This window comes from Streptomyces sp. NPDC048172, assembly GCF_043202595.1.
Lineage (GTDB): Bacteria > Actinomycetota > Actinomycetes > Streptomycetales > Streptomycetaceae > Streptomyces.
Map to the genome: position 1 here is coordinate 851,623 of NZ_JBIDAT010000004.1, position 24,567 is coordinate 876,189.

23 protein-coding genes and 1 other RNA gene are annotated in these 24,567 nt (G+C 73.0%); 12 read left to right on the forward strand and 12 right to left on the reverse strand.

Features of this window, described 5'->3' with window-relative positions:
• Positions 1-84: 84 nt before the first annotated feature.
• From ACGF3A_RS21505 to ACGF3A_RS21515, 3 genes are all read right to left on the reverse strand, one after another.
• A complete protein-coding gene (locus tag ACGF3A_RS21505) occupies positions 85-1,263 on the reverse strand; it encodes a serine hydrolase domain-containing protein (protein WP_393731812.1) in 1,179 nt (392 codons plus the stop codon).
• Positions 1,245-2,537: a multidrug effflux MFS transporter gene (locus ACGF3A_RS21510; protein WP_393731813.1), complete on the reverse strand. Its 1,293-nt coding sequence runs from the start codon at positions 2,535-2,537 to the stop codon at positions 1,245-1,247. Before ACGF3A_RS21510 ends, ACGF3A_RS21505 begins: the two co-directional genes overlap by 19 nt.
• A 146-nt stretch (positions 2,538-2,683) precedes the next feature.
• Positions 2,684-4,168: an alkaline phosphatase D family protein gene (locus ACGF3A_RS21515; protein WP_393731814.1), complete on the reverse strand. Its 1,485-nt coding sequence runs from the start codon at positions 4,166-4,168 to the stop codon at positions 2,684-2,686.
• 284 nt (positions 4,169-4,452) lie between these two features.
• Between ACGF3A_RS21515 and ACGF3A_RS21520 the strand changes: the two genes are divergently transcribed.
• The 3 genes from ACGF3A_RS21520 (at position 4,453) to ACGF3A_RS21530 (ending at position 7,805) form a co-directional block, all read left to right on the forward strand.
• Positions 4,453-5,214 carry an SDR family oxidoreductase gene (locus ACGF3A_RS21520; protein ID WP_393731815.1) on the forward strand — a complete coding sequence of 254 codons (762 nt, stop codon included), beginning with the start codon at positions 4,453-4,455 and terminating at the stop codon, positions 5,212-5,214.
• A 486-nt stretch (positions 5,215-5,700) separates the two neighbouring features.
• Positions 5,701-6,549, forward strand: coding sequence for a PhzF family phenazine biosynthesis protein (locus ACGF3A_RS21525; protein ID WP_393731816.1), 849 nt, complete (start codon positions 5,701-5,703; stop codon positions 6,547-6,549).
• A 77-nt stretch (positions 6,550-6,626) separates the two neighbouring features.
• Entirely contained in the window at positions 6,627-7,805 is a 1,179-nt protein-coding gene (locus ACGF3A_RS21530; protein WP_393731817.1) for a lactate 2-monooxygenase, read from the forward strand.
• A 189-nt stretch (positions 7,806-7,994) separates the two neighbouring features.
• Here the strand turns inward: ACGF3A_RS21530 and ACGF3A_RS21535 are convergent, their stop codons facing one another.
• Entirely contained in the window at positions 7,995-8,870 is an 876-nt protein-coding gene (locus tag ACGF3A_RS21535; protein ID WP_393731818.1) for a bile acid:sodium symporter family protein, read from the reverse strand.
• 69 nt (positions 8,871-8,939) lie between these two features.
• On the opposite strand from ACGF3A_RS21535, the gene rnpB reads away from it, so the two are divergent.
• Positions 8,940-9,361, forward strand: an RNA gene (gene rnpB, locus ACGF3A_RS21540) — RNase P RNA component class A.
• 146 nt (positions 9,362-9,507) lie between these two features.
• Positions 9,508-10,302: a hypothetical protein gene (locus tag ACGF3A_RS21545; RefSeq protein WP_393731819.1), complete on the forward strand. Its 795-nt coding sequence runs from the start codon at positions 9,508-9,510 to the stop codon at positions 10,300-10,302.
• Positions 10,303-10,305: 3 nt separating this feature from the next.
• Here the strand turns inward: ACGF3A_RS21545 and ACGF3A_RS21550 are convergent, their stop codons facing one another.
• The 3 genes from ACGF3A_RS21550 to ACGF3A_RS21560 form a co-directional block, all read right to left on the reverse strand.
• Positions 10,306-10,446 (reverse strand): hypothetical protein, encoded by a 141-nt coding sequence (locus tag ACGF3A_RS21550; RefSeq protein ID WP_393731820.1) that lies wholly within the window; start codon positions 10,444-10,446, stop codon positions 10,306-10,308.
• A gap of 315 nt (positions 10,447-10,761) precedes the next feature.
• The gene (locus ACGF3A_RS21555) at positions 10,762-11,196 is read right to left on the reverse strand and encodes an SSI family serine proteinase inhibitor (RefSeq protein WP_393731821.1); all 435 of its coding nucleotides are present in this window, start codon (positions 11,194-11,196) and stop codon (positions 10,762-10,764) included.
• Between the two features lie 90 nt (positions 11,197-11,286).
• Positions 11,287-12,477 carry an MFS transporter gene (locus ACGF3A_RS21560; RefSeq protein WP_393731822.1) on the reverse strand — a complete coding sequence of 397 codons (1,191 nt, stop codon included), beginning with the start codon at positions 12,475-12,477 and terminating at the stop codon, positions 11,287-11,289.
• Between the two features lie 57 nt (positions 12,478-12,534).
• Between ACGF3A_RS21560 and ACGF3A_RS21565 the strand changes: the two genes are divergently transcribed.
• The gene (locus ACGF3A_RS21565) at positions 12,535-13,560 is read left to right on the forward strand and encodes an ArsR family transcriptional regulator (RefSeq protein ID WP_393731823.1); all 1,026 of its coding nucleotides are present in this window, start codon (positions 12,535-12,537) and stop codon (positions 13,558-13,560) included.
• A 210-nt stretch (positions 13,561-13,770) separates the two neighbouring features.
• Here the strand turns inward: ACGF3A_RS21565 and ACGF3A_RS21570 are convergent, their stop codons facing one another.
• Complete coding sequence (locus ACGF3A_RS21570; RefSeq protein WP_393731824.1) at positions 13,771-14,439, reverse strand: nitroreductase; 669 nt, start codon at positions 14,437-14,439, stop codon at positions 13,771-13,773.
• A 104-nt stretch (positions 14,440-14,543) separates the two neighbouring features.
• On the opposite strand from ACGF3A_RS21570, the gene ACGF3A_RS21575 reads away from it, so the two are divergent.
• Positions 14,544-15,134 carry a TetR/AcrR family transcriptional regulator gene (locus ACGF3A_RS21575; protein ID WP_393731825.1) on the forward strand — a complete coding sequence of 197 codons (591 nt, stop codon included), beginning with the start codon at positions 14,544-14,546 and terminating at the stop codon, positions 15,132-15,134.
• 23 nt (positions 15,135-15,157) lie between these two features.
• On the opposite strand, the gene ACGF3A_RS21580 is transcribed toward ACGF3A_RS21575, so the two are convergent.
• The gene (locus tag ACGF3A_RS21580; protein WP_393731826.1) at positions 15,158-17,959 is read right to left on the reverse strand and encodes a prolyl oligopeptidase family serine peptidase; all 2,802 of its coding nucleotides are present in this window, start codon (positions 17,957-17,959) and stop codon (positions 15,158-15,160) included.
• A 163-nt stretch (positions 17,960-18,122) separates the two neighbouring features.
• Here ACGF3A_RS21580 and ACGF3A_RS21585 point away from each other — a divergent pair, with 163 nt between their 5' ends.
• Positions 18,123-18,368: a hypothetical protein gene (locus tag ACGF3A_RS21585; protein ID WP_393731827.1), complete on the forward strand. Its 246-nt coding sequence runs from the start codon at positions 18,123-18,125 to the stop codon at positions 18,366-18,368.
• A gap of 79 nt (positions 18,369-18,447) precedes the next feature.
• Positions 18,448-18,666 carry a hypothetical protein gene (locus tag ACGF3A_RS21590; protein WP_393731828.1) on the forward strand — a complete coding sequence of 73 codons (219 nt, stop codon included), beginning with the start codon at positions 18,448-18,450 and terminating at the stop codon, positions 18,664-18,666.
• Between the two features lie 46 nt (positions 18,667-18,712).
• Here the strand turns inward: ACGF3A_RS21590 and ACGF3A_RS21595 are convergent, their stop codons facing one another.
• Positions 18,713-19,405, reverse strand: a complete 693-nt coding sequence (locus tag ACGF3A_RS21595) for a DUF1524 domain-containing protein (RefSeq protein WP_393731829.1) — start codon at positions 19,403-19,405, stop codon at positions 18,713-18,715.
• 204 nt (positions 19,406-19,609) lie between these two features.
• Here ACGF3A_RS21595 and ACGF3A_RS21600 point away from each other — a divergent pair, with 204 nt between their 5' ends.
• Together ACGF3A_RS21600 and ACGF3A_RS21605 are read left to right on the forward strand one after the other, a co-directional pair.
• Entirely contained in the window at positions 19,610-21,004 is a 1,395-nt protein-coding gene (locus ACGF3A_RS21600) for a radical SAM protein (protein WP_393731830.1), read from the forward strand.
• A gap of 99 nt (positions 21,005-21,103) precedes the next feature.
• Positions 21,104-21,715: a dihydrofolate reductase family protein gene (locus ACGF3A_RS21605; protein WP_393731831.1), complete on the forward strand. Its 612-nt coding sequence runs from the start codon at positions 21,104-21,106 to the stop codon at positions 21,713-21,715.
• Between the two features lie 17 nt (positions 21,716-21,732).
• Here the strand turns inward: ACGF3A_RS21605 and ACGF3A_RS21610 are convergent, their stop codons facing one another.
• Positions 21,733-22,587: a serine hydrolase domain-containing protein gene (locus ACGF3A_RS21610; RefSeq protein ID WP_393731832.1), complete on the reverse strand. Its 855-nt coding sequence runs from the start codon at positions 22,585-22,587 to the stop codon at positions 21,733-21,735.
• Between the two features lie 17 nt (positions 22,588-22,604).
• On the reverse strand, positions 22,605-22,751 hold the full coding sequence (locus ACGF3A_RS21615; RefSeq protein WP_393731833.1) for a hypothetical protein: 147 nt from the start codon (positions 22,749-22,751) through the stop codon (positions 22,605-22,607).
• 333 nt (positions 22,752-23,084) lie between these two features.
• Between ACGF3A_RS21615 and ACGF3A_RS21620 the strand changes: the two genes are divergently transcribed.
• Positions 23,085-24,545, forward strand: coding sequence for an FAD-binding oxidoreductase (locus ACGF3A_RS21620; protein WP_393731834.1), 1,461 nt, complete (start codon positions 23,085-23,087; stop codon positions 24,543-24,545).
• The last annotated feature ends 22 nt before the right edge of the window (positions 24,546-24,567 follow it).

Consider the following 24,567-nt stretch of genomic DNA (forward strand, 5'->3'; position numbering starts at 1 on the left):
TGCGCCTTGCGCAGACTTCCCAAGCACAGTGGGGCGGAGGGAGCAGACTTCCCAAGCTCCGCAGGAGGGGAGGGAGAAGCAGGCTCAGGCGAGTACTGCCTCTGCTAGGTGGGCGGCGGCGGTGAGGCGGGGGGTGTTGTCCGCGGGGGTTCTCACGGGGTGGACCGTGTTGGCGAGGAGTACGAGGAACGTGTCCGTGACGGGGTCGAGGACCAGGCTCGTGCCGGTGAAGCCGGTGTGGCCCGCCGCCCGCCCGGAGAGGGACCCCGTGAACCATCGGGCACGGTCCCCCGCCGGGAGCCCCAGGCCCGGCGGCTCCAGCAGCAGTGCGACGGACGAGGGAGAGAGGATGCGGGCCTGGCCGTACGCGCCCCCGCTCAGCAAGGCGCGGCACAGCACCGCGAGGTCGTACGCGGTGGAGAAGAGCCCGGCGTGCCCGGCGACGCCCGCCATCGCGTAGGCGTTCTCGTCGTGGACGCGGCCATGGACGAGGCCCCGGTTGAGCTTGGCCCAGGGCTTGCGCTGGTCCTCGGTCGCGGCGATCCGGGCTCGCCAGCCGCGCGGCGGGCAGAAGCGGGTGCGGTCCATCCCCAACGGGCGGGTGATGCCGTCCCGGACCAGGACGTCCAGCGGCCGTTCCGTCACCCGCTCCAGGATCCGCTGGAGCAGCAGCGGATTGAGGTCGGAGTAGCGGTACGACTCGCCGGGGTCGGTCAGCGGCGGTTCGCGCCAGAGAAGCTCGGCGTGCTCGGCGGTGTTGTACTCGTACAGCGGCAGCTCGGCGCGGAGCCCGGAGGTGTGGGCGAGGAGGTGCCGGACCGTGATGCCGTGGTCGGGCGCGGGCACGCCGTCCTCGGCGTACCGCGTGACCGGCGCGTCCAGCTCCAGCGTGCCGCGTTCGATCTGCTGGACGGCCGCGACGGCGGTGAAGACCTTGGTGATCGAGGCGAGGTCGAAGACCGTGTCCGCCCCCATCGGCAGCCACTTCTCGCGCGGCAGCTCGACGCCGCGCCCCTCCCCGTCGGCCGCCTCCGGGTCGTACGAGCCGTAGCGCAGGGCCCAGCCGGTGGCGTGTTCGAGTGCGATGTACGGGCCGCGCCCGGCCAGCACGACGGCGCCCGCGCACCATCCGGCGGCGGGCAGCCCGTCGACGTCGGCCGCGAGCGCGGTCAGTTCTCCCCCGTCGAGTCCGGCCTTCTCCTGGAACCGCCGCAGCGCGGCGGCGCCGGAGGAGGCCGGTCGTCTCAGTCGCGTGCGCGCCATGGGCGGCAGAGTGCCACGAACGCGAGTGCCGCGATGAGTACCGCGCTGGCCTGCGTCAGCGCCATGGGGACGGCGGTCTTCTCGCCCGCGATGCCGACGAGCGGCGAGGCGATGGCGCCGACCAGGAACTGGGAGGTGCCCAGCAGCGCGGAGGCCGAGCCGGCGGCGTGCGGGGTGCGCATCAGGGCCTGGGAGTTGGCGTTGGGCATCACGAGGCCCATGCCGGACATCAGTACGAAGAGCCCGGCGGCGAGCGGCACCAGCCCGACCTTGCCGAAGACGCCACTGGTCATGACGACGAGCGCGGCGGCGGCGAGCCCGATCTGGCAGAGCCCGAAGGCGATGACCCGGTCGAGCGGGACCCGGCCGACGAGCACCTTGCCGTTGAGCTGGCCGAGGGCGACGAGGCCGATGGAGTTGACCATGAACAGCAGGCTGAAGGTCTGCGGCGAGGCCCCGTAGATCTCCTGCACGACGAAGGGCGAGGCGGAGACGTACGAGAAGAGCGCGGCGAAGGTGAAGCTGGCCATCAGCAGATAGCCGGTGAAGACGCGGTCGCCGAGGAGGCGGCCCATGGTGCGCAGCGCGTCGGGCAGCCCGCCGGTGTGCCGGTCCTCGCGGGCGAGGGTCTCGGGCAGGGCGCGCAGCACGACGAGGACCAGCGCGAGGCCGATCACGGCGAGGACGAGGAAGACGCCGCGCCAGTCGGTGAAGCGGAGGACCTGGCCGCCGAAGACGGGCGCCAGGATCGGCGCGACGCCGGAGATCAGCATCAGGGTGGAGAAGAACCGGGCCATCGCGAGCCCGTCGTACATGTCGCGGACGACGGCGCGGGCGATGACGATGCCCGCGGACCCGGCGAGGCCCTGGATCAGCCGGAAGACGGTGAGGGTCTCGATGGTGGGCGCGAAGGCGCAGGCCGCGCTGGCGACGACGTAGCCGCTCATGCCGATCAGCAGCGGGCGGCGGCGGCCGAAGCGGTCGCTCATCGGCCCGACGACGAGCTGCCCGACGGCGAGCCCGAGCAGGCAGGCGGTGAGCGTGAGCTGCGCCGTGGCGGCGGGGGTGTGCAGGACGCCGCTGACCTCCGGCAGTGCCGGGAGGTACATGTCCATGGAGAGCGCGGGGAGCGCCGTGAGGCCGCCGAGTATGAAGGTGAGGAGCAGTCCCGTGCGGCGGCGTCGGGTGAGGGTCGGCTCGGAGGCGGGTGTGGCGGAGGCGGGTGTGGCGGAGGCGGGTGTGGCGGGGGCGGAGGCCGGGGGTTGTTCGGACATGGCGGCCGGTCGCGGTGGGCCGGGGTTGGTCATGCACCTCTCCAGGAGATTGTCAGCGGTGTGAACATTCTCCCAGGAATTCCACCCCCGGCCCAGGGCTTTACGGTGAGCGACCGATCACTCCTCAGGCGCCCTGTCGCCACGCGTCACACCGGCTTGAGCCCCGGATCGCCCTTGAGGGACTGGAAGGAGGCCGCCGTGGTGACCGGCGCGCCCGGCGTCGTCACCTTGCTGACCGTGCGGTAGTCGGCGCGCAGCTTCTCCGCGTCGAGGGTGACGAGGACGTAGCCGCGCCGCCCGTCGTAGAACTTCATGTGCGGGTTGGCCTTCGTCTGGGCCTCCCAGTCGTCGGGCTTCTCCGCGCCGTCGCCGCCGCTGGCGATGGAGGTCGCGACCAGCTCGACGCCGTGGTTCTTGGACTTCGGGTCGTCGAAGTCCTGCTTGATGTCGAACGCGTAGGCGACATGCACATCGCCCGTGAGCACCACCAGGTTCTCCACGGGCGTGGCCTTGGCGGCCTTCAGGAACCGCTCGCGCGCCGCCGGGTAGCCGTCCCAGGCGTCCATCGAGACCTTGTGCGGAGTCGTGCCGTCCGCGTACCGGCGCGAGAGGACGACCTGCTGCGGCACCAGGTCCCACACGGCGTCCGACGCCTTCCAGCCCTCCGCGAGCCAGCTCTCCTGCGCGCTGCCCAGCAGGGTGCGCTCGGGCCGGTTGGTCTCGTCGCTCGGGACCTTCCAGCCGTCGCCGTTGGACTGGTCGTCGCGGTACTGGCGGCTGTCGAGGACGTGGAGCCGCGCGAGCGTGCCGTAGCTCAGCCTGCGGTGCAGGGTGAGGTCGGGCCCGTCGGGCTTCTGCGGCGGGCGCAGCGGCATGTTCTCGTAGTACGCCCGGTACGCGGCGGCCCTGCGGATGAGGAACTTGTCCTTCGGGTCGTTGTCCTGGGAGACGTCCTTGGCGTAGTTGTTCTCGACCTCGTGGTCGTCCCAGGTGGCGATCCACGGGTGCGCGGCGTGCGCGGCCCGCAGGTCGGGGTCCGCGTGGTAGAGCGCGTACCGCAGCCGGTACTGCTCCAGGCTCACGGTCTCCGCGTTGTGCGCGGCGGGGAGCTTGAGGTCGGGGTCGTGGCGGTCGCCGCCGTCGGGGGTGACCGCGTTCTCGTAGATGTAGTCGCCGAGGAAGACGACGGCGTTCACTTCTTCCTCCGCCAGGTGCCCCAGCGCGGTGAAGTAGCCGCCCTGGAAGTTCTGGCAGGAGAGGAACGCGAAGCGCAGCGAGTCCGGCGCGGCGTCGGCGGCGGGCGCGGTGCGGGTGCGCCCGGTGGGACTGGTCCACTCGCCGGTCTTGAAGCGGTACCAGTACGCGGTGTCCGCGTCGAGCCCCTCGGGGACGACGTGGAGACTGTGCTTCCACTCCGGGTGCGCGATCTCCTCACCCTCGGCCACCACGGTCCCGAAGTCCTTGTCGCTCGCCAGCTCCCAGGTGACGGTGACCGGTTCGTCCGTCATCCCGCTGTCCAGCGCGTACGGTTCGGGGGCGAGCCGGGTCCACAGCACGACGGAGCCGGGCTGCGGATCACCTGAGGCGACACCCAGTCTGAAGGGGTCCTTGTCGATTCTCTTGGCTCTCATGGAATCGAGTTTTTGCACAGCACTGGCAGTGTTGGGAAGGTTCGTGCCGAACGCGAGCGCGGCGGCGGCACCGGCGACGGTGAGAAAGCGCCGCCGGTTCAACTTCCGTGCCCCGGCGCGTAGTTCGAGGTCTGCTTTCGATGCGTGTGCCATGCACATGAGTACACGGTGCACAGACGGATACGCGTTGGCGTGTACTCGACACTCACATGTCCATCGGATGGCGGTCAGTTCATGCCCGGGTCGCCCCGACCGGCCGCCCGCCGTACGCATACGCTGCGCGCATGGCGAGCGAGATCGAGGAACACGGGGAGCACGGCGAGCACGAGGTGCCGGAGCGGCGTACGGCGCTCGTCACCGGGGCCGGGTCCGGCATCGGACGGTCCGTCGCGCTGACGCTCGCCGACGCGGGCTGGTCCGTCGTCCTCGCGGGCCGCCGCCCCGCACCGCTGGAGGCCACCGCCGGGCTCGCGGGCAACGGGGTCTCCGTACTCGCCGTCCCCACCGACGTCACGGACCCGGACGCGGTGGCGGCCCTCTTCGCCGCCGTCCGCGAGCGGTACGGCCGCCTCGACCTGCTCTTCAACAACGCGGGCGTCTTCGGGCCCAAGGAGCCGGTCGCCGACCTCGCCTACGAGGACTGGCGGCACGTCGTCGACGTCAACCTCAACGGCGCCTTCCTCTGCGCGCAGGCGGCGTTCCGCCTGATGCGCGACCAGCACCCGGCGGGCGGCCGGATCATCAACAACGGCTCGGTCTCGGCCCACTCGCCGCGCCCCGACTCGACGGCCTACACCGCGACCAAGCACGCGATCACGGGCCTCACCAAGTCCCTCTCCCTCGACGGGCGCGCCCACGGGATCGCCTGCGGCCAGATCGACGTCGGCAACGCCGCGACGGACATGACGGCGCGGATGCCCGAACCGATGATGGACGCGGGGGATGTGGCCCGTACGGTCCTCCACATGGCCGAGCTTCCGCTCAACGCCAACGTCCAGTTCGCCACGGTAATGGCCACCACCATGCCGTACATCGGCCGAGGCTGATCCTCCGCGTCCGACACTCCTCCCGCCCCCCTCCTCCGGGCGGAGCCCTGCCCCCTGTTCCTCCCTTCGCCCCGCTGCGCTTGGGCCGCGCGGCGCGCTGGAAGAGGGCTGCTCTGCTGCTCCCTCCGCCCCTGCGAAGCTTGGGAAGTCTGCGCAAGGCGCAGGGTTGGCAAGCGCAGCCCCCTGCGCCGGGTGCCCCGCGCACGGGGCCGGGCTCGGGGTGCCCCGGGCTGTGCTTCGCGGCCTGCCGCCGCGTCGTGGCTTGTCGCGCAGTTCCCCGCGCCCCTGAGGGGGCAAGCCCAAAAGTCTTGGACCGGTCGCGCCCACGCGGCGGAGCCGCAAAGCAAGCACAGGCCCGCGCCCCTAGCGGAGAAGGGGCAAGCCCCAAGGTGTCGTGACCGGGTGCGCCCCTGAGGGCGAAGGGGGCAAGCTCCGGTTCGTGGTGGGGCGGGAACAAAACTTGGGGAGGGAGAAGTTGGGTTCGGCATGACAGACGTGCTGCGTTATACCGCCTTCTCCGCCACCCCCGAAGGGGGCAACCCCGCCGGCGTAGTGCTGGACGCACAAGGCCTGGACGACGCGCGGCAGCTAGCGATCGCCGCCGAGGTGGGATATTCGGAGACCGCGTTCCTCGTCCCCTCCGACACAGAAGACACCCGAACCTTCGGCATCCGGTACTTCAGCCCGGAGGCCGAAGTCGCCTTCTGCGGACACGCGACGATCGCGACGGCCGTGGCACTCGCGGAGCGCATCGGCCCCGGGGACGTGCTCTTCGAGTCACCGGCCGGCCCCATCCCCGTCTCCGTGACGCGGGACGCGGAGGGGACGCCGCTCGCCACCCTCTCCAGCGTCGCGCCGCACAGCGCCCCGCCCGAGCGCGCGGATCTCGACGAGGCCCTCGCCGCGCTCGGCTGGAAGGAGGACGAGCTGGACCCCGACATCCCGCCCCGCGTGGCCTTCGCCGGGAACAACCACCTCGTGCTCGCCGCCGCCACCCGCGAGCGCCTCGCCGCGCTCGACTACGACTTCGAGCGGTTGAAGTCCCTGATGGTGCGGCTCGACCTGACCACCCTGCAGCTCGTGTGGCGGGAGTCGGCGGACGTCTTCCACGTACGGGACCCGTTCCCGGTCGGCGGGGTCGTCGAGGACGCGGCGACGGGCGCGGCGGCCGCGGCCTTCGGGGGGTACGCGCGCGAGAGCGGCCTCGTCCCCGAGGACGCGCGGCTGACGCTCCACCAGGGCGACGACATGGGCCGCCCCGGCGTCCTCACCGTCGAGCTCCGCCCCGGCGACCCCCGCGTGCACGTCTCGGGCACGGCGACCCGTATCGCCTGAGCGGCGGGCGAGGCAGACTCTCCGCGGAGCGCCACGCCTCCGTCCGCGACCCGCCCGCCGCCCCCGAAAGGAACGCCGTGACCGCGCAGCCTGACCTCACCAACTGGGCGAACTACCAGAACGAGATCTACCTCCATGGACTGGAGGGCCGCGTCCCGCCGTTCACCACCGACCTGACCGCGCTCGGGGCCTCGGCCCGCGACCATCTGGACTCCGGCGCCTTCGGTTACGTGGCGGGGGCCGCGGGCTCCGGAGCGACGCACCGCGCCAACCGCGAGGCGTTCGACCGGCGGCGGCTGATACCGCGCATGCTGGCCGACGCGACGGCGCGCGACCTGCGTACCACCGTCCTCGGGACCGAGCTGCCGACGCCCGTGCTGCTCGCGCCCGTGGGCGTGCAGTCGATCGTGCACCCCGACGGCGAGCTGGCCACGGCGCGCGCCGCCGCCTCGCTCGGACTGCCGATGGTGCTGTCGACCGCGTCCTCGTACACCCTCGAACAGGTCGCCGAGGCGAACGGCGAGGGGCCGCGCTGGTTCCAGCTCTACTGGCCCAACGACGACGAGGTCTGCGTCAGCATCCTGGACCGGGCCCGTGCCGCGGGCTTCCGTACGCTCGTCGTCACGCTCGACACCTGGACCCTGGCCTGGCGGCCCCAGGACCTCGACCAGTCCTACCTGCCGTTCATCCGGGGCGTCGGCACGGCCATCCCCTTCTCCGACCCGGCGTTCCGCGCGGGGCTCGCCAAGCCGCCGGAGGAGGACCTGGACGCGGCGGTGCTGCGCTGGGTGCCCATGTTCACCGGCACGGACAGGTCCTGGGACCGGCTGCCGTTCCTGCGCGAGCACTGGGACGGGCCGATCGTCCTCAAGGGCGTCCAGCGCCCCGAGGACGCGCGCCGCGCGGTGGACTCCGGGGCCGACGGCATCGTCGTCTCCAACCACGGCGGACGCCAGGTCGACGGCGCGCTGGCCTCTCTCGACGCGCTCCCGCCCATCGCCGACGCGGTCGGCGACCGTACGGAGATCCTCTTCGACTCCGGCATCCGTACCGGCGCCGACGTCCTCAAGGCCCTGGCGCTCGGGGCCCGCGCGGTGCTGGTGGGGCGCCCCTTCGCGTACGGGCTCGCTCACGCGGGTGAGGACGGTGTCCGGCACGTCCTGCGCAGTCTCCTTGCCGACCTGGACCTCACGCTGGCCCTGTCGGGCCATCGCACCCCGTCGGAGCTGACGCCCGACGACCTCTGGTCCCGCTGACCAGGGGCAGCCACGTGAGGTGCGTCGCAGACTGCGCCACCGCTGTGCTTGCTCGCGCAGTTCCCCGCGCCCCTAGGAGTGGAGCTCCGCTCCGGGAAGCAGCCCCGAAGGGGCGCTTCAGGGGCGCGGGGAACTGCGCGGCCAGCCACGATGCAGCCGCGGACTGCGACGCACCTCACGGGGCACCCCCTAAGCAGCCCCCGCCCGGCGCGGACGCCGCAGCAGCAGGCCCGCGGCACCAGCCGTGAAGTAGACGACGATGCCGTACACCGCGCTCGGCACCGCCATCTCCGTGCTGTCGAGGAGGGAGGGGCCGAGGGCGATGGTGAGGGAGAGGGAGGTGTTGTGCATGCCGATCTCCATGCATACGGCGACGGCCTGGGCGTGCCCGGCACGGGCGGCCCGTGCCGCCGCGTACCCCGTCGCGAGGGAGAGCGAGCTGAAGACGAGGGCCGCGAGGCCGATGTCGAGCAGGTACTCCCCCACGTTCCCCGCCTCCGCGGCGATCGCGCCGACGATGATCAGCGCGAGGATCACCAGGGAGAGCACCTTCACCGGCCGCGCGGCCCGGTCCGCGAACCCGGGGCGCCGGGCGCGAGCCCACATGCCCGCCGCCACCGGGATCAGCACCAGCGCGAACACCTGTACCGACTTCTCGAAGCGCAGTCCGACCTCGCGCCCGTCGCCCACGTCGAAGTAGGCCGTCGAGAGGTTGACGACGAGCGGCAGCGTGAAGACGGCGAGGACCGAGTTGATCGCGGTGAGCGTGATGTTGAGCGCGACGTCGCCGCCGAAGAGGTGGCTGTAGAGGTTGGCCATGGTGCCGCCGGGCGACGCGGCGAGCAGCATCATGCCCACGGCGAGCTCGGGCGTCAGCCCGAGGAGCAGCACCAGTCCGAAGCAGACGGCGGGCAGGAGCACGAGCTGGCAGCCGAGCGCGACGGCGACGGTGCGCGGGTAGGCGGCCACCCTGCGGAAGTCGTCCACGGTGAGGCTCAGCCCGAGCCCCAGCATGATCACGGCGAGCACGGCGGGCAGCATGACGGTCACCAGGGGCGAATCCACGCGCACAGGGTGGGGGCGGGCGGCGGAAGAGTCCATCGCCGTGCACGGTTAGGATGGCGGGACGGCGGACGAGCCGGCCGGGCGGCCGCGTCGGGTGCCCTCAGGGGTGCCCGCCGAGGAAGGTCCGGGCTCCACAGGGCTGGATGGTGGGTAACGCCCACCCGGGGTGACCCGCGGGACAGTGCCACAGAAAGCAGACCGCCGGGGCCGTATCCGTACGGCACCCGGTAAGGGTGAAACGGTGGTGTAAGAGACCACCAGCGCCCAGGGTGACCTGGGCGGCTCGGTAAACCCCATCCGGAGCAAGGTCAAGAGGGACCGCGGATCCACTGGGTCCACGGTCCTGCGCGGACGTTCGAGGGCTGCCCGCCCGAGTTCGCGGGTAGACCGCACGAGGCCGGTGGCAACGCCGGCCCTAGATGGATGGCCGCCACGCCGGGTGCCGCGAGGCTCCCGGGTGACAGAACCCGGCCTACGAGCCGACTCGTCCGCCGCCCTCTCCCCTGGCCCCACCCGTCCCACCCGTGGGCATACGTGTTCGCTACTCCGTATGCCTGTGCGACATGGCCGACCCCCGGCAGCGATGAGACGTTGCGAGTGACGCACCCCGTCTCACCGCTCCGACCAGGGAGAATCCGTGACCACCACCATCGTCGTCGTCGCGGTCGCGTTCGTCGCCGGCCTGGCCCTCAACCGGACGCTGAAGCGCCGGGCCCTCGGCGAGGACGCGCCCTCGCTGGGGATGCAGGACCTCGTCGGCCCCCTTCTGACGCTCGCCGTCCTGCTGCTGGCCTTCGTGCTGGTGATGGGCGCCGGTTCGTACGGCGAGGCCGAGAAGGCGGCCCGTACCGAGGCGGGGGCCGTCGAGCAGCTCTTCGAGGTCTCCGGGTACGCGGCCCGCTCGCACCGCGAGGAGCTCCGGTCCGACGCGGTCTGCTACGCCCGCGCCATCAACCACCTGGAGTGGAAGGCCATGCGCGACGGGCAGCGCTCGGGGGCGGCGAGCGTATGGACCGTGAAGATCCGGAACCAGTTCTCCCGGATGACCGACGACCCGCAGTTCGGCACGCTCGTCTCGGCGAACAAGGAGCGCGCGGCGGCCCGGCGGGACCGGCTCTCGCAGTCCGCGCCCACGATCCCCCGGTCGCTCTACCTGTTCATGGTCCTCGCCGTGTCGGTCGCGGTGCTGGTGCTCGCCTTCTGCCTGCCGTTCCGCGGCGGCTACGCCCAGATCGTGACCCTCTTCATCCTGACGGGGCTGCTGACGCTCTCGCTGCTCCTCATCAAGGACCTCGACCGCCCCTTCGCGGGGGCGATCAAGGTGGAGAGCACCAACTCGATGTCCGTGACGGAGAACGACATCACCGCGATCTTCGCCGAGCAGTACGGCAAGAAGGCCCTCCCTTGCGACGCCGACGGCCGCCCCCTCTGACGGTCATTTCTTGCAGGTGGAGTACGTGTCCACGTCGTCCGCATCGGGACGGAACCGGTTCTGCCAGTCGGGGTACGCCTCGGTCAGCGCGCCGAGCTGGGAGGCGACATCGTCCTCCCACTCCTCGTCGAGATAGTCGCGCAAGGCTTCCCGGAGCTCCTCGCAGTCGCCCTTCCGCCCCTCGCCCGTCCGTGCGCGCGTCACGGACCCGCGAGGCCGCCCGCCCGAGCCATGCCCTCCCCCGCGACGCCCGTGCGCCGGTGAGGGCACCGCGGGCCCGCGAGGCGACGCGGCCCGACCACCCGGGACGTCGTAAGCCGCTGTCGTCCGTCGGTTCGCTGCCCTCTCGCTCGCCCGTGTGCCCCCGGTGGCATCACCCGCCGCGGAATTCAGCATACGGGCGAGCCCCGAGGGCACAACGCCGCCTCTCTCAGGGGCAGTTGGGGCAGCGGACGCGGGTCAGCGGATGGAGCTGGTGGAGGGGAGGAGCGGCTCCATGTCGTTCCAGCGGCTGATCTGGCAGCCGTCCGTACGGTCGTAGCGGGCGTCGACCGGGCGGCCCGCCCAGCGGCCGGTGACGTGGGCGGTGGCGGGGCCGCCGTACTGCTTGGTGCAGGCGGAGTCCCGTGGGACGGGCGCGAAGGGGTCCTTGCCCCACCTGGTGGCCTTTTCGAGGGTCTCGCAGGCACCGGACGGGTCCGGGTGGTCGCCCGCCGCGGGGTGGCAGTACAGCTCGTACGTGCCGTCGCGGGACGGGTCGCCGGAGTCCTTGACGGTGACGGTGAGGTGGTCGCCGTGGACGGCCGGGGACACGGCCGAGACGGCCGGTGCCGCGGTGACGGTGGAGGCCAGGGCGGCGAAGGACAGCGCCAGGGTGGCGGTGATACGGGACATGTGTGCGTGCTCCGAGTCCTGATCCAGGGCCAGACCGAATGTCTGAACCGAATGTCTGACTCCCTGATCAACCCCTTTCGCGCCGATACGTCACGCCGGACTCGGTTCCGTGGCCGTGGCCTCCGCCGCGCGCCGCAGGCCCGGCGTCAGCGCGAGCGTGATCGCGAGGGAGAGCGCCGCCGTCACCGCCATCGCGGTCCCGGGCGAGGTGCGCCCGGCCAGGGCGCCCGCGAGGGCCGCGCAGACGCCCTGCATCGTGAGCATCCCGGAGGAGTGCAGCCCCAGCGCGTGGCCGCTGAGCTCGTCGGGGGTGAGCGCCATGAGCCGCTCCTGGAGCAGGAGGCTCGCGCCGAAGCCGACCGTCGCGAGGACGACGGCGACGACCGCGACGCCGAGCGCGGGCCGTACCGCGAAGACCAGGTACGGCGCCGCCAGCAGCACCAGCAGCGGCACCGCCAGCCCGGCCCGCCGCGCCTTCGGCACGAACCGTCCGACGTACACGTCCCCCGCGAGCATGCCGAACGCGCCGACGGCGAAGAGGAGACCCGCGTGCGCGGGGGCGTAGGGGACGTAGAGGGACTCGCAGCCGACGACCAGGCCGTTGGGGAGCCACAGCGCGAGGTAGACGGTGCGGCGGGGCCGGGAGGACCACAGGAGCGCGTTGTTCCGCCAGGTCTCCGCGACCGAGGGGCGCCCGGCGGCGCGCGGCCCGCGGCCGGAGAGGCCGAGGAGGGCGCAGAGCGCGGCGGCGGCGTAGAACCCGGCGCCGACGAGCAGCGTGCCGTGCGCCGAGAACGCGGTGACCAGGATCCCGCCGAGCGCGAAGCCGCAGATCTGCGTGCCGCCCGAGGCCATGTTGAAGACCGAACGGCCGAGCAGATAGCCGTCCTTGGTGAGGATCTCGTTCAGCAGCCCGTACCGGACGCCGCCGCCCAGCGACGCCAGCGCGCCCACGGCCAGCAGCAGTCCGAAGATCCCGGCGATCGGCAGCCCCTCGACGGCCTGGGCCGCCGTGCCGAGCGCGAAGGCGAGGGAGAGCACCGTGAGCGCGGCGCGCGGCGCGAGCCGGTCCGCGGCCGAGAGCAGGAACGTCGCGCCGATCACCTGCGCGAGCGAGGTGCCGAACATCGCGAGGGACGACAGCAGCGGCGAGCCCGTCGCGGAGTAGACGAGGGTGCTCAGCGCCAGCCCGCTCACGGTCTGCCCCGCCACGTGGCAGGTGTGGGTGAGGAAGAGCGGCGTGAACTCCCGCGCCCGGAAGAGATCTTGATAGGTGCGCATGGACGGAGTCTCAGGAGACGCGGGGCCGGGCGTTACTCTTTCGCGGGGAGGCGAAACATGGGGTGGTGGCAGGTCGACGCGGACACGCTCGCGGACAGCCGGTTCGTCGTCTCGCCGCTGGCCGAGACGACGGCGGCGCTGAAGGTCCTCCACCGCGCCTCGGGCACGCACCCCGGCGAGCGCGCCTGGCTGGCCGCGCACCTGCCCGCCTACCGCGCGCTGCTCGCGGACGACCCGGTCAGCGCCGCGCTCGTACGGGCGGCGCTGGGCGCCACCTGGAACGCGGACTACCTGACGCCCACCCCGCACGGCGAAGACAGCGGGGACGGCGGGGACGCCGACGACGCCTCGTTCGCCCAGGAGGTGGCGCGGGTGCGCGCGGCGCGGCCCGAGGAGGCCCGCGCCGATCTGACCGTCTCCCTGCGCGGCCCGCTGCCGCCCGCGCTGCGCCGCGACGACCTGCCCGAGCGCACGGCGCGCGTCCTGGAGTGGGTGTGGCACGAGACGGTACGGCCGACGTGGCGGCGCCGACGCCGGATCGTCGAGGCCGACATCGTCGCCCGTACGGTGCGGCTGGGCCGGAACGGCTGGGCGGCGGCCCTCGACGGCATGCGCCCCCACCTGCGCTGGCTCGGCGGCAGCCGCCTCCAGATCAACGCGTACGACTACCCGCCCCGCGACCTCTCCGGCACCCGCCTGCTCTTCGTCCCGGTCACGCCGAGCACGGGCTGGGTCGCCTGGGAGGAGCCCGACGGTGCGCCGCACCGCTCGCACCGCTCCGCCGTGATCTACCCCTGCGCGGGCGCGCTCTCCGCCGGGGCGGAGGTCACGCCCGTGCCGCGCGCGCTCGGCACGCTGCTCGGCTCCGGACGGGCCGCCGTCCTGGTGCTGCTCGACACTCCGCTGAGCACCACGCAGCTGGTGGAGCTCACGGGCCAGGGCCTCGGCTCGGTCGGCCGCCACCTGCGGGTGCTCCGTGAGGCCCGCCTCATACAGCGGCGCCGTGCGGGCCGCTCGGTGCTGTACGACCGCACGGCGGTCGGTGACGCCGTGGTCGCCGCCCAGCGCGACGAGGAGGCCTGACGGCTGCTGGGCAGGGGCTGCCCCCTCTTGCACGTCGCAGGCTGCGGGCCGTGGCCGGTTGCTCGCGCAGTTCCCCGCGCCCCTGACGGGGCACTCCGAGGAGCGCCCTCAACCTCTAGGGGCGCGGGGACTGCGCGGCCAGCCACCGCGCACCCGCGGTCCGCGAAGCACGGAACGGGGCACCCCGTACCCGGCAGTCCCGGACACGGCCTAGACGTGGAAGGACGTGGTCGCGGCGAGGGCGGCGCGGCCGGAGGGCACGTGGTTCACGGGGGCATTCTCGTCGGCGTACCCGAAGGAGACGCCGACGAGCAGCTTGCCCTCGGTGACGCCGAGTTCCGCACGGACGGTGTCGGCGTAGAAGCTGAGCAGGCCCTGCGGACAGCTCGCCACCCCGTACGCGGTCATGGCCAGGAGCAGCGTCTGCAGGTACGCGCCGACGTCGGCGGCCAGGCGGGGCCCGCCGTCGCCGGTGACGAAGAGGAACGCGGCGTGCGGCGCGCCGTAGAAGCGCAGGCTCTCCGCGTCGTAGGCGGCACGGGCCGTGTGGTCGTCGGGGCCGATGCCCAGCGCCCCGTAGAGCCCCGCGCCGAACTCGGCCCGCCGCTCCTGGTGGACGGGCGCGTACATGTCCTCGCGGTAGGGGAAGTCGGCCGAGGTGCGCCGCGCGGCGTGGGCGGCCACCAGGGCCTCCGCCAGCCGGTCGCGCCGTGCGCCGCCGACGACCTCGACCCGCCACGGCTGCGCGTTGGAGTTGGACGGCGCGGTGCCCGCGAGGGAGAAGACCGCGCGCAGGGTCTCCTCGGGCACGGGCTCGGGGCGGAACGCGCGCGTCGCGCGGCGGCCGCGGATCAGCTTCTCGGCGTGGTCCTGGTCCATGGGTCGCTCCTTGACGGTCGACAACTTAGATAAACGGTCGCGTTTACTTCCGTGAGCGTAGCAAGCCGCCCGGCCTTAAGTAAACGAACGCGTATACTTCCGCCATGAGCACCGAGACCACGGCCTCCCCGCGGCGCGGCCGCGGCGGACGCGAGCGCGTCCTGGCCGCCGCCGCCCGGCTCTTCGCGGCCCAGGGGATCAACGCGACCCGCATGGAGCAGGTCGCCGAGCAGGCGCCGGTGTCCAAGCGCACCCTCTACGCGCACTTCCGGACCAAGGACGAGCTGGTCGTCGCCCATCTCCACGAGCTGACCGCGACGGGGCACACCCTGGAGAGCGCACTGAGCCGCGAGGACGTCCCCGCGCGCGAGCGGATCCTCGGGCTCTTCGGCCCGCCCCCCGCGACCGGCGGGGCGCCGGTGCGCGGCTGTCCGTTCATCGACGCCGCCGCCGAGTTCCCCGACCCCGCCGGCGCGGTCCACTCCTACGCCCGCGAGCAGAAGCTGCTGATGGTCCGGCTGGTCACGGCCCTGGCGGAGGAGCTGGGCTGCCGCGAACCCGCCGCGCTCGCCGAGCAGTTGGTGACCCTCGCGGACGGGGCCGCCAGCCGCGCGATGGTGCTGGACGACCCCGACTACGGACGGCACGCGCGGGCGGCGGCCGAGATCCTCCTGGACCACGCGCTGCCGGACTGACGAGGGCGGCCCGGCGAGGCGGGCTACGTCCGGCGGGCCATGAGGAGGAGGCGCGCCGTGGACTCGCCGTGCAGGCCGGACACCCGGTCGGCGCGTTCCTCCACCACCTCGAAGCCGTGCGCCCCCAGCATCGCGCGCAGATGCTCCGGCGGGTGGTGCCGGAAGTACCCGCCGTCGGGCGTGCCGAAGAGGCCGTACGGGGCGGTGCCGCCCGCCTGCCGCACGGAGCGCGCGTGCTCGTCGTACCGCCGTACGTGGAAGTCGTCGCCCTGGAGCGGCACTTCGCTCACATGGAGCACGCCGCCCGGCCGTACGACGCGGGCCAGCTCGGCGAGGAGGGCGTGCTGGGCCGCGTCCGTGGGGATGACGTTGAGGATCACGAAGAGCAGCGCGGCGTCGAAGTGCCCCTCCCCGTACGGCAGCGGCAGCTCGGCGTGGTGGACGAGCGGCAGCCCGGGGTGCTCGCGGTGGCCGCGCGCGATCAGCGCCGCCGAGGGGTCGATGCCGACGACGTCCGGGTAGCCCAGTTCCGTCAGCTCGGCCGTGAGGCGGCCGTAGCCGCAGCCGTAGTCCAGGACGCGGGCCGTGCGCGGCACATGGGCCTCCAGCAGCGCGCGGTCGAGGGTGTGCGTGAAGGTGTGGCCGGTCCCGGCGCCCGCTCCCTCCCAGAACGGGTGCGGGCGCACCGGCAGCACCGGCTCGGCCAACGCCTCGCGCAGGAAGTCCAGTTGGTGGGTGAGCAGCCGGGTGACGGCCGTCGCGTCCCGGGGCGCGTGCGCGGCGCCCGAGAGCGGCAGCACACGGTGCGGGCGGCCCGCGGCGAGCAGCGCGGCGGACATCCGCAGGGTGTGGGCCACCACCACGTTGTCGTCGGCGAGGCCGTGGACGAGGAGGAGCGGGCGGGTGAGCGCGGCGGCCTCGGTGATCGGCGACGAGCGCGCGTACGCCTCCGGGTTCTCCTCGGGGCGGCCGAGGAAGCGCTCGCGCCAGTGGGTGTCGTACAGCCGCTGGTCGCTGGGCGCGGCGCCGGAGACCGCGGCGTGGAAGACGTCGGGGCGGCGGAGCACGGCCGCGGCGGCGAGGGTGCCGCCGTAGCTCCAGCCCCGTATCGCGACCCGGCTCAGGTCGAGGCCGGGCCCCGGGCAGTGCGCGGCGGCGGCGCGCAAGGCCTCGACCTGGTCCTCGACGACGGGCGTGAGCGTGTCGCCGTGCACCGTCTTCTCCCACGCGGGGCCGCGCCCCGGGGTGCCCCGCCCGTCGGCGATCACCACGGCGAAGCCGCGCTCGGCGAACCACTGCGCCTCGCACATCCACCAGCCGCGCGCCCGCAGCACGAGCCGCATCGCGGGGCCGCTGTACGGGTTCATCAGAACGGGGAGTTTGCGACCCACCTTCTCGTACCAGGAGGGCAGGAACAGCGCCGTACGGACGCCGTGCGGTCCGGCCTCCAGCCAGGTGACGCGCGGGGTGACCAGCGGCTCGGCGTCGTACGAGGCGATCGGCGACTCCGTGCCGTCCTGCCGTACGAGGGCGAAGCGGCGGCCCTCCTCCGTGTGCGAGGCCATGACCAGCGCCCCGTCGGCCGCGAGCGACGCGCCGTGCAGGCCAGGCCCCTCGCTGACCCGCACCGCCCCGTGCCCGGCCGCGCAGCGCCAGACGTGCTCCTCGGTCGGCTCGTCGGACGCCGTCACGTACACGGACTCGCCCACGGCGCCCAGCACTTCGCGGATCTGGAGCCCGTCGGGTGTCACGGGCACGCCGTCCACGGTCAGCCGCCGCGTCCCGCCGTCCGGGTCGTCCGCGACGTGGACGAGGGCTCCCGCGGCCGTACGCCGTGGGGCGCCGGGCACCAGCTCGACCCACGCCGGGTCGCGCTGCTCGTGGAGCGTGGTGGTGGCGCCGGTGTCCGGGTCGGCGGCGAGGACGCGCAGCGTGCGCTGGTCGCGGGACTGGACGGAGAGCAGCGGCCCGTGCGCGTCCCAGGCAGCCGAGGCCAGGTACTCGAACGCGCCCCGGTCCCACACCACTTCGGTGCGCGCGCCGCCCTCGGCCGCGAGGACGAAGAGGGACACGTCGGCGTTGGCCGTACCGGCGGCCGGGTAGCGGATGGCGCGCGGCGGGCGGTCCGGGTGGGCCGGGTCGGCGATCCACCAGCGCTCGACCGGCCCGTTGTCGACGCGCGCGACGAGCAGCCGCCGCCCGTCGGGCGCCCACCAGAAGCCCGAGTGCCGGTGCATCGACTCGGCGGCGACGTGCTCCGGAAGCCCGTACGTCACCTCCTCGCCCTCCGGCGCGGCGAGCACCCGCGTGGTGCCGTCCGCCACCTCGGTGACGTGCAGCGCGCCGTCCGTCACGTACGCGACGCGAGTGCCCGTCGGGTCGAGGTGAGGCGCGGCGACGGGCCCGGGCGCGTGCACCGCGCGCGGCCGCCCCTCCCCGGTGTCCGTGACCCACAGCCCTCCGTCGAGCGCGAAGGCGACGGTGGTCACGGCCGCGTCCGCCGAGTACGCGACAACGCCGGTGGCCGCCTCGCGGGCCCGCTCCCGGCGCACGCGCTCGGCCTCCGGCAGCTCGCCCCCCGCCTCCCCCAGCCGACGGGGGTCGACCAGCAGCCGCTCCTTGCCGTCCCCCTCCAGGAGCCAGAGGCAGGAGACGGGGTCCTCTCCGTCGCGCGTACGCAGGAAGAGCACGCGCCCGTCCCCCGGGGAGACGGTGAAGTCGCGCGGGACGCCCAGATCGAAGCGGCGCGTGCGCGCGAACTGCCGTGGAAACGCGGTCGGGTCGGTGTCACTTCCGGTGTCGCTGTCCATGGGAAACATGGGCATACAGTCCTCCATCCATCCGTGATGTTCGTCGTCCAGGGCCGCGAACGCGCCACCCGATCGGGCGAGCGCAGCTCGGCGCGGGCTGGGTACGGCCTCTGTGCGCGCGGGCGACGACGTCCGCGCGATCTCCGCGATCCTTCTGTGAGAAGCGAGAAGAGGCTCGATGTATCGCACAACTCTTGCCGCCACACTGCTGGCCGGTGTCGTCGCCCTGGGCGCCGCCGCACCGGCCGTCGCCTGCCCGCCCGACCACGACCACCAGGGCACGCAGGGCACCCAGGGCACCCAGGGCTCCCAGAGCGCCCCGCACTCCCACCCTCAGGGCCAGTCCGCCGAGCCCATCCAGGCGCACACGGACCCGCTGAAGGTCTCGGACCCGGTCCCGGCGATGCCCGGGCTCGGCCGCTGACGCGGTAGCGCGGGTGAAGGCGCGGCCAGGACGTCCTGCTGGCCGCGCCTTCCGCATGTCACGGTCGTACGCTGGAGGTATGACGCCTCCGATCGTCGTCCATCCGCCCGCTCCCTCGGGCGAACGGCGGGTGACGGCGCACACCGAACTGCTGGGCATGGCCCACAGCGCGCAGGACGTGGTCGATCTGCTGCGGCGCGCGGGGCTGAAGCCGGAAGAGATCCAGATCGAGGATCCCGCCCTCATCGAGTGGCGCGGCGGCGGCCCCGAGACCTGGGGTTCCACGCCGGGCGGCTGAGCGGGTCCCGGGATTCTACGACGCCCCGGCGGGGTTCCGCAGGCTTTCAGCGGGCCTTGGTCACGGTGACGTTCTCGGGCGGGCACTCGGCGGCCATGTTCTTCAGCGCCGCCCTCTCCTTCTTGTCCGCGCTGAGGCCCCAGCGGTGCTTCACGGCCGCCCACTCCGCGACGTACCGGCAGTCGGCGCCGTCGTCCGAGGGCTCCCAGCGGGCCGGGTCGCTCGTGTCGCCCTTGGCCCGGTGCTCGGCGGCGGTGACGGCGGCGAGGGTGCGGGGGTCGTCGACGTCGTTCGCGTACGCCTCGCGCTCCTCGGGCTTCCAGGAGCCGGCGCCGCTCTCCCACGCCTCCCCCAGCGGCACCAGGTGGTCGACGGCGAGGGCGTGCGCGCCGGTGTGGTCCTTCTTGTCGTAGTACGAGTGCCACTTGCCGCCCGTCACCGTGCACCGGCCGTCCACGGCGGGCGGCGTGGTCGCCTCCTCGATCAGGACCTCGGCGCGCGTCGAGCAGCCGTCCTGGTCGGGGTCGCTCCAGTGCGCGAACTTCTCCCGCGCGAACCCCCGGGGTTTCTCCCCCGCTACGGGCAGCGAGGCGACGGCCCGGGAGAGGGAGACGGTGCGGGAGTCGCCGGGCGCGGCGGGTGCGCCGGGAGCGGCGGACGTCGCGCCCGTGGAGCCGAGCAGGGCCGCCACCATCACCGTGACCGTGACCGTCAGTGAACCGGAGCCGGGTCCGCGCATGCCGGGACCTCCTTGCCGTAGAAGCCGTAGAAGCCGTTGGAGCCGCAGAAGCAGAACGGGACCAGTGGTAGCGGCAGCGGGCGTGACCGGCGGCCCTGCCCCCGGGGAGTTCACCCGCACGAGACCGGGTGTGCGGTGACGGATCGTGCCGGAGTACCGTCATACGGACCCCGGGGTCCGTAGAGTGAGGGAGTTTGATCGCCGATGCCGACTACGTCGACGGAGGGACCGCAGGCGCCGCAGGAGGGCCGTACCGCCCTCGTCGAGGACCTGATGGAGCGCTTTCCGCACATTCCGCGGGAGGCCGTGATCAAGGAGGACCTGCTCAGGGGCGGGATGGCCTTCGACGACTCGGCGCTCAGCGGCAATGAGGACGGGGACGTCAAACCGAAGTCGTACTTCATCTTCTCCTTCGACCACCGCACCCTGCCCGAGCTGGGCGAGGCCGCGCTGCGGCGGCCCCCGGAGGAGATCGTGCTCACGGGCGGCGCGTACGACCTGCGCCGTACCGTCGTCTCCGTGCGGGTGAACCCGGACTCGCCGTACCGCGTGCGGGCGGGCGAGGACGGCGCGCTGGGCCTCTACCTCGACGGGCAGCGGATCGCGGACGTCGGGCTGCCGCCCATGCCCGACTACTACCGGCACACGCTCGCCAACGGGAAGTCGGTCATGGAGGTCGCCCCCACGATCCAGTGGGGCTACCTGATCTATCTGACGGTCTTCCGGGTCTGCCAGTACTTCGGCGCCAAGGAGGAGTGCCAGTACTGCGACATCAACCACAACTGGCGCCAGCACAAGGCGGCGGGACGCCCGTACACCGGCGTGAAGCCGGCCGAGGAGGTGCTGGAGGCGCTCCAGATCATCTCCGACCACGACTCGCTCGGCGCCTCCCGCGCGTACACGCTCACCGGCGGCTCGATCACCTCGCAGGTGCAGGGCCGGGACGAGGCGGACTTCTACGGGCACTACGCGAAGGCCATCGAGGACCGCTTCCCGGGCCGCTGGACCGGCAAGGTCGTCGCGCAGGCCCTCCCGAAGGCGGACGTGCAGCGCTTCGCCGACTACGGGATCAAGATCTACCACCCGAACTTCGAGGTCTGGGACAAGCGCCTCTTCGAGCTGCACTGCCCCGGCAAGGAGCGGTACGTGGGCCGCGAGGAGTGGCACCGCCGCATCCTCGACTCGCGCGACGTCTTCGGCGCGCGCAACGTGATCCCGAACTTCGTGGCGGGCATCGAGATGGCCGAGCCCTTCGGCTTCAAGACGGTGGACGAGGCGATCGCCTCGACGACCGAAGGCCTGGACTTCTTCATGGGCAACGGCATCACGCCGCGCTTCACCACCTGGTGCCCGGAGCCGACGACCCCGCTCGGCAAGACGAACCCGGCGGGCGCCCCGCTGGAGTACCACATCCGCCTGCTGGAGGCGTACCGCGACGCGATGGCGCGGCACGGCCTCTCCTCGCCCCCCGGCTACGGCCCGCCCGGCGCGGGCAACGCCGTCTTCTCGGTCAGCTCCTTCATGGACACGCTGCCCGAGGACGCGACGATCGAGGCGAACGCGGAGACAGCGGAGAGCGCCCAGGGCGTCCGCGCGTAGTCCGCGCGCACTTCCCCGACCGCCGACCGATGACTTCCGGTCCTCCCCCCGGTCCACCTCCTGTCAGCACCTGACGGACGACCGGGGAGGACCGGAGCAATGGCCAAGGTCACCATCACCACGTTCCTGACACTGGACGGGGTCATGCAGAGCCCCGGCGCGCCCGAGGAGGACCCCGGCGGCGGCTTCGACCTGGGCGGCTGGCTCGCGCCGTACGCGGACGAGGACATGGCCCGGCACATCGCCGGGTGGTTCGACCGCGCGGACGCCTTCCTGCTGGGCCGCCACACGTACGAGATCTTCGCCGCGTACTGGCCCCATGTGAGCGACGACGAGGACCCCGTCATCGCCAAGCGGCTCAACGGCCTGCCCAAGTACGTCGCCTCGACCACCCTCGACCGGCTCTCCTGGAACAACTCCACGCTCCTGAGCGGCGATGTGGTGGACGCCGTCCGCAAGCTCAGGGAACAGCCGGGCCGCGAGCTCCAGATCCACGGCAGCGGCGCCCTCGCCCGCTCCCTCATGGCCCACGACCTCATCGACGAGTACCGCCTCCTCACCTACCCGGTGATCCTCGGCAAGGGCACCCGCCTCTTCACCGAGGGCGCCGTCCCCACCGCCCTCCACCTCACCTCCTCAGCCACGACCCGCTCCGGCATCGCCCTCCACACCTACGAACTGCGGGGCAGGCCGACGTTCGGCTCGATGTGACGGGCAAGAGCCCAGCTTCACCGTTCCGGCCGGGGCTGTGACACCAACGCCTGCAAGCCGATCTTGTTGGCGGTGTCCGCACGTCCGCCGATCCGGCTGACGACGGCCCAGCGGCCGTCGTCCCGCACCGCCGCGAACGTGGCGTAGCCTCCCGTGGATCCGTCGTGCCAGTACCCCGGTCCCGAGCGGGTCCAGGACAGTGAGGGTTCGCCCAGCGTGCGCCGTACCAGCAGGCCGGTCACCACCTCGGCCAACGCACGCGGAGTGGCCCACAGACCACCCGCGGGCAGGACGGCGCCGCTCATGGTCCAGGCCGAGCGACGACGGCCCCACCGGCCACGTGGCGGCAGGACGGCGTCCCCGGCCGGGGGCCGGGCGGTGACCCGGCCGTCGTCCACCCCCAGGGGGCGCAGGACGTGGGTCCGCAGCAGTTCCTCGTACGTGTCCTCGCCCGCCGCCTCCAAGGCGGCACCGAGCACCGCGTATCCGAAGTTCGAGTACTCCTCCTGGGCGCCCGGAGGGCGGAGCACGAGGGAGGAGAGCCGGGCGATGCCGCCGCCGCCCAACGCCTCGGCGTCGAAGGCCGCATACGGGTCGGCTCTGCGTCCCGGCACCTGCGGAGGCAGCCGGGGCAGGCCGGAGGTGTGCAGCGCCAGGTGCCGCAGGGTGATGCCGGTACCGGACGGCGCGTCGAGCCACTTCTCGACGGGATCGTCCCACCCGATACGGCCCGCGCGGGCGAGGCAGGACAGCAGCGTGCCCGTGAGGGGCTTCGTCAGTGAACCGATCTGTACGTAACGGTCCGGGTCATGGCCGTGTTCGGCCCGCACCGACCGCGGGGTGTGCACGCACAACGGGAGCCGCAGAGGCATGGGCCAGGAGTCCCCCGTCACGGCTGTCCGTAGAAGTGCGCGACGGGAGCGGTCACCAGCACCGCCAGCACCATCATGAGCAGAGCGGACCACACGTACGCACCACGGGTTCTGATCTCGTCGGGCCGGAAGTTGCTCAGCAGCTCGGCAAGCAGAAGCATCATGCGGGAAACTCCGATTCGCGGCGGGCTACAGGACGTGCATGGGGCTCGTTGCCACTCCCAAGAGGCGGAAGCTCCCGGGGTTCTGCCCGTCCGTGCCTGTGTGCACTCTCCGTTGCCGGTAGGGCCCGGCGTTCCCAAGACGTGACCTGCGGCGGGCAACCGCACACCTGTCCGTGCCGTCACCCTCACTGCCGGGGCGGGATGTGACCGAGTCCGCTTCTGGGACGTACGGGACTGAGGGGAACGTCGGGGATGAGTGCGGCGATTGGGCGGCGGGGGCTGGTGCGGGTGGGGATCGGGGCCGGGATCGCGGTCGCGGGAGGGGGTGCGGCTGTGTCGGGTTGGGCTGCCACCGGCGCGACGCGGGACTCCGCGTGGACCGCGCTCGGCAAGGGGCTGGACGGTTCGCTGGTGCGGCCGGGGGACCATGATTACGGCGCTGCCAGCAAACTGTTCAATCCGCGGTTCGACGGGTCGAGGCCCGCGGGGGTCGCCTACTGCGCGGGACCGCAGGACGTGCGCGAGTGCCTGGAGTTCGCGCGGCGGCACGAGATACCCGTGGCGATACGCAGCGGCGGCCACTCGTACGCGGGCTGGTCCGGCGGCAAGGGGAAGCTCGTCGTCGACGTGCAGCGGATGGCGAAGGTGCGTGCCTCGGGGCGGCGCGCGACCGTGGGCGCCGGGGCCAAGCTGATCGACGTGTACGAGGAACTGGCCGCGCACAAGCGGACCATTCCCGCCGGTTCGTGCCCGACCGTGGGCGTCTCGGGGCTCGCGCTCGGCGGTGGCGTCGGGGTCGTGGCGCGGGCGTACGGGCTGACCTCGGACAGCGTGACGGGGGCCCGCGTGGTGACCGCCGACGGGAAGATCCGGGACGTGGACGCCGAGCACCACGCCGACCTCTTCTGGGCGCTGCGCGGCGCGGGCAACGCGAACTTCGGGGTCGTCACCTCGCTGGACTTCACCACGCATGTGGCGCCGTCCTGCGTCACGTTCTTCCTCTCCTGGCCCTGGGAGCGCGCGGCGGCCGTGCTGCGCGAGTGGCAGCGCTGGGCGCCCACCGCGCCGGAGGAGATCTGGGCGAACCTGCACCTGTCCGCGCCCGTCGGGGGACGGCCGGGGAAGGTGACGGTGGGCGGGCTCTCGCTCGGCGCGCGCTCGGAGCTGGAGAACCAGCTCGACCGGCTCGCCGACCGTATCGGCGCCCCCGCCTCCTCGCTCTCGGTGCGCCCGCACACGTTCATGGACGCGATGAAGATCATGGGCGGGGTCTCCGGCTGGTCGGTCGCGCAGGCGCACCAGAAGGGCACGCTGCCGGGGCGTACGGCGTCGGGCAAGGTCGCCCGTGAGTCGTACGCGGCACGGTCCGACTTCTACACCCGGAACATCCCCGCCGACGGCGTCCAGGCGCTGCTCGCGCGCGTGGAGCGGCTGGCGAAGCTGAGCGGGGGCGGCACGGGCACCGTCGCGCTGGACGCGCTGGGCGGGGCCGTGAACCGGGTGAAGCCGGAGGCCACGGCCTTCGTGCACCGCGACGCGCGCTTCCTCGCCCAGTACCTCGTCTCCTGGCCGGACAGCGCGCCCGCGAAGACGGTCGCCGCGCACCGCGCCTGGCTCGACGACACGCACACGGCGATGCGCCGCTGGGCCAGCGGCTTCGCGTACCAGAACTACGCGGACCCGGCGCTGCGGAACTGGCGGCAGGCGTACTACGGGAAGAACGCGGCCCGCCTCGCGGAGGTCAAGAAGGCCTACGACCCGAAGCGGGTCTTCTCCTTTCCGCAGGCCGTATAGGGTCCCCCGGCACCTCCGGGCC

What these genes read in the sequence shown, in the direction of transcription:
- ACGF3A_RS21560 (WP_393731822.1), bottom strand. Translation starts at nt 12,477, where the DNA reads ATGCGCACCTATCAAGATCTCTTCCGGGCGCGGGAGTTCACGCCGCTC.
- ACGF3A_RS21505 (WP_393731812.1), bottom strand. Translation starts at nt 1,263, where the DNA reads ATGGCGCGCACGCGACTGAGACGACCGGCCTCCTCCGGCGCCGCCGCG.
- ACGF3A_RS21595 (WP_393731829.1), bottom strand. Translation starts at nt 19,405, where the DNA reads ATGCGCGGACCCGGCTCCGGTTCACTGACGGTCACGGTCACGGTGATG.
- ACGF3A_RS21575 (WP_393731825.1), top strand. Translation starts at nt 14,544, where the DNA reads ATGAGCACCGAGACCACGGCCTCCCCGCGGCGCGGCCGCGGCGGACGC.
- ACGF3A_RS21565 (WP_393731823.1), top strand. Translation starts at nt 12,535, where the DNA reads ATGGGGTGGTGGCAGGTCGACGCGGACACGCTCGCGGACAGCCGGTTC.
- ACGF3A_RS21520 (WP_393731815.1), top strand. Translation starts at nt 4,453, where the DNA reads ATGGCGAGCGAGATCGAGGAACACGGGGAGCACGGCGAGCACGAGGTG.
- ACGF3A_RS21585 (WP_393731827.1), top strand. Translation starts at nt 18,123, where the DNA reads ATGTATCGCACAACTCTTGCCGCCACACTGCTGGCCGGTGTCGTCGCC.
- ACGF3A_RS21610 (WP_393731832.1), bottom strand. Translation starts at nt 22,587, where the DNA reads ATGCCTCTGCGGCTCCCGTTGTGCGTGCACACCCCGCGGTCGGTGCGG.
- ACGF3A_RS21600 (WP_393731830.1), top strand. Translation starts at nt 19,610, where the DNA reads ATGCCGACTACGTCGACGGAGGGACCGCAGGCGCCGCAGGAGGGCCGT.
- ACGF3A_RS21555 (WP_393731821.1), bottom strand. Translation starts at nt 11,196, where the DNA reads ATGTCCCGTATCACCGCCACCCTGGCGCTGTCCTTCGCCGCCCTGGCC.
- ACGF3A_RS21590 (WP_393731828.1), top strand. Translation starts at nt 18,448, where the DNA reads ATGACGCCTCCGATCGTCGTCCATCCGCCCGCTCCCTCGGGCGAACGG.
- ACGF3A_RS21605 (WP_393731831.1), top strand. Translation starts at nt 21,104, where the DNA reads ATGGCCAAGGTCACCATCACCACGTTCCTGACACTGGACGGGGTCATG.
- ACGF3A_RS21510 (WP_393731813.1), bottom strand. Translation starts at nt 2,537, where the DNA reads ATGTCCGAACAACCCCCGGCCTCCGCCCCCGCCACACCCGCCTCCGCC.
- ACGF3A_RS21580 (WP_393731826.1), bottom strand. Translation starts at nt 17,959, where the DNA reads ATGCCCATGTTTCCCATGGACAGCGACACCGGAAGTGACACCGACCCG.
- ACGF3A_RS21570 (WP_393731824.1), bottom strand. Translation starts at nt 14,439, where the DNA reads ATGGACCAGGACCACGCCGAGAAGCTGATCCGCGGCCGCCGCGCGACG.
- ACGF3A_RS21615 (WP_393731833.1), bottom strand. Translation starts at nt 22,751, where the DNA reads ATGATGCTTCTGCTTGCCGAGCTGCTGAGCAACTTCCGGCCCGACGAG.
- ACGF3A_RS21515 (WP_393731814.1), bottom strand. Translation starts at nt 4,168, where the DNA reads ATGAGAGCCAAGAGAATCGACAAGGACCCCTTCAGACTGGGTGTCGCC.
- ACGF3A_RS21525 (WP_393731816.1), top strand. Translation starts at nt 5,701, where the DNA reads ATGACAGACGTGCTGCGTTATACCGCCTTCTCCGCCACCCCCGAAGGG.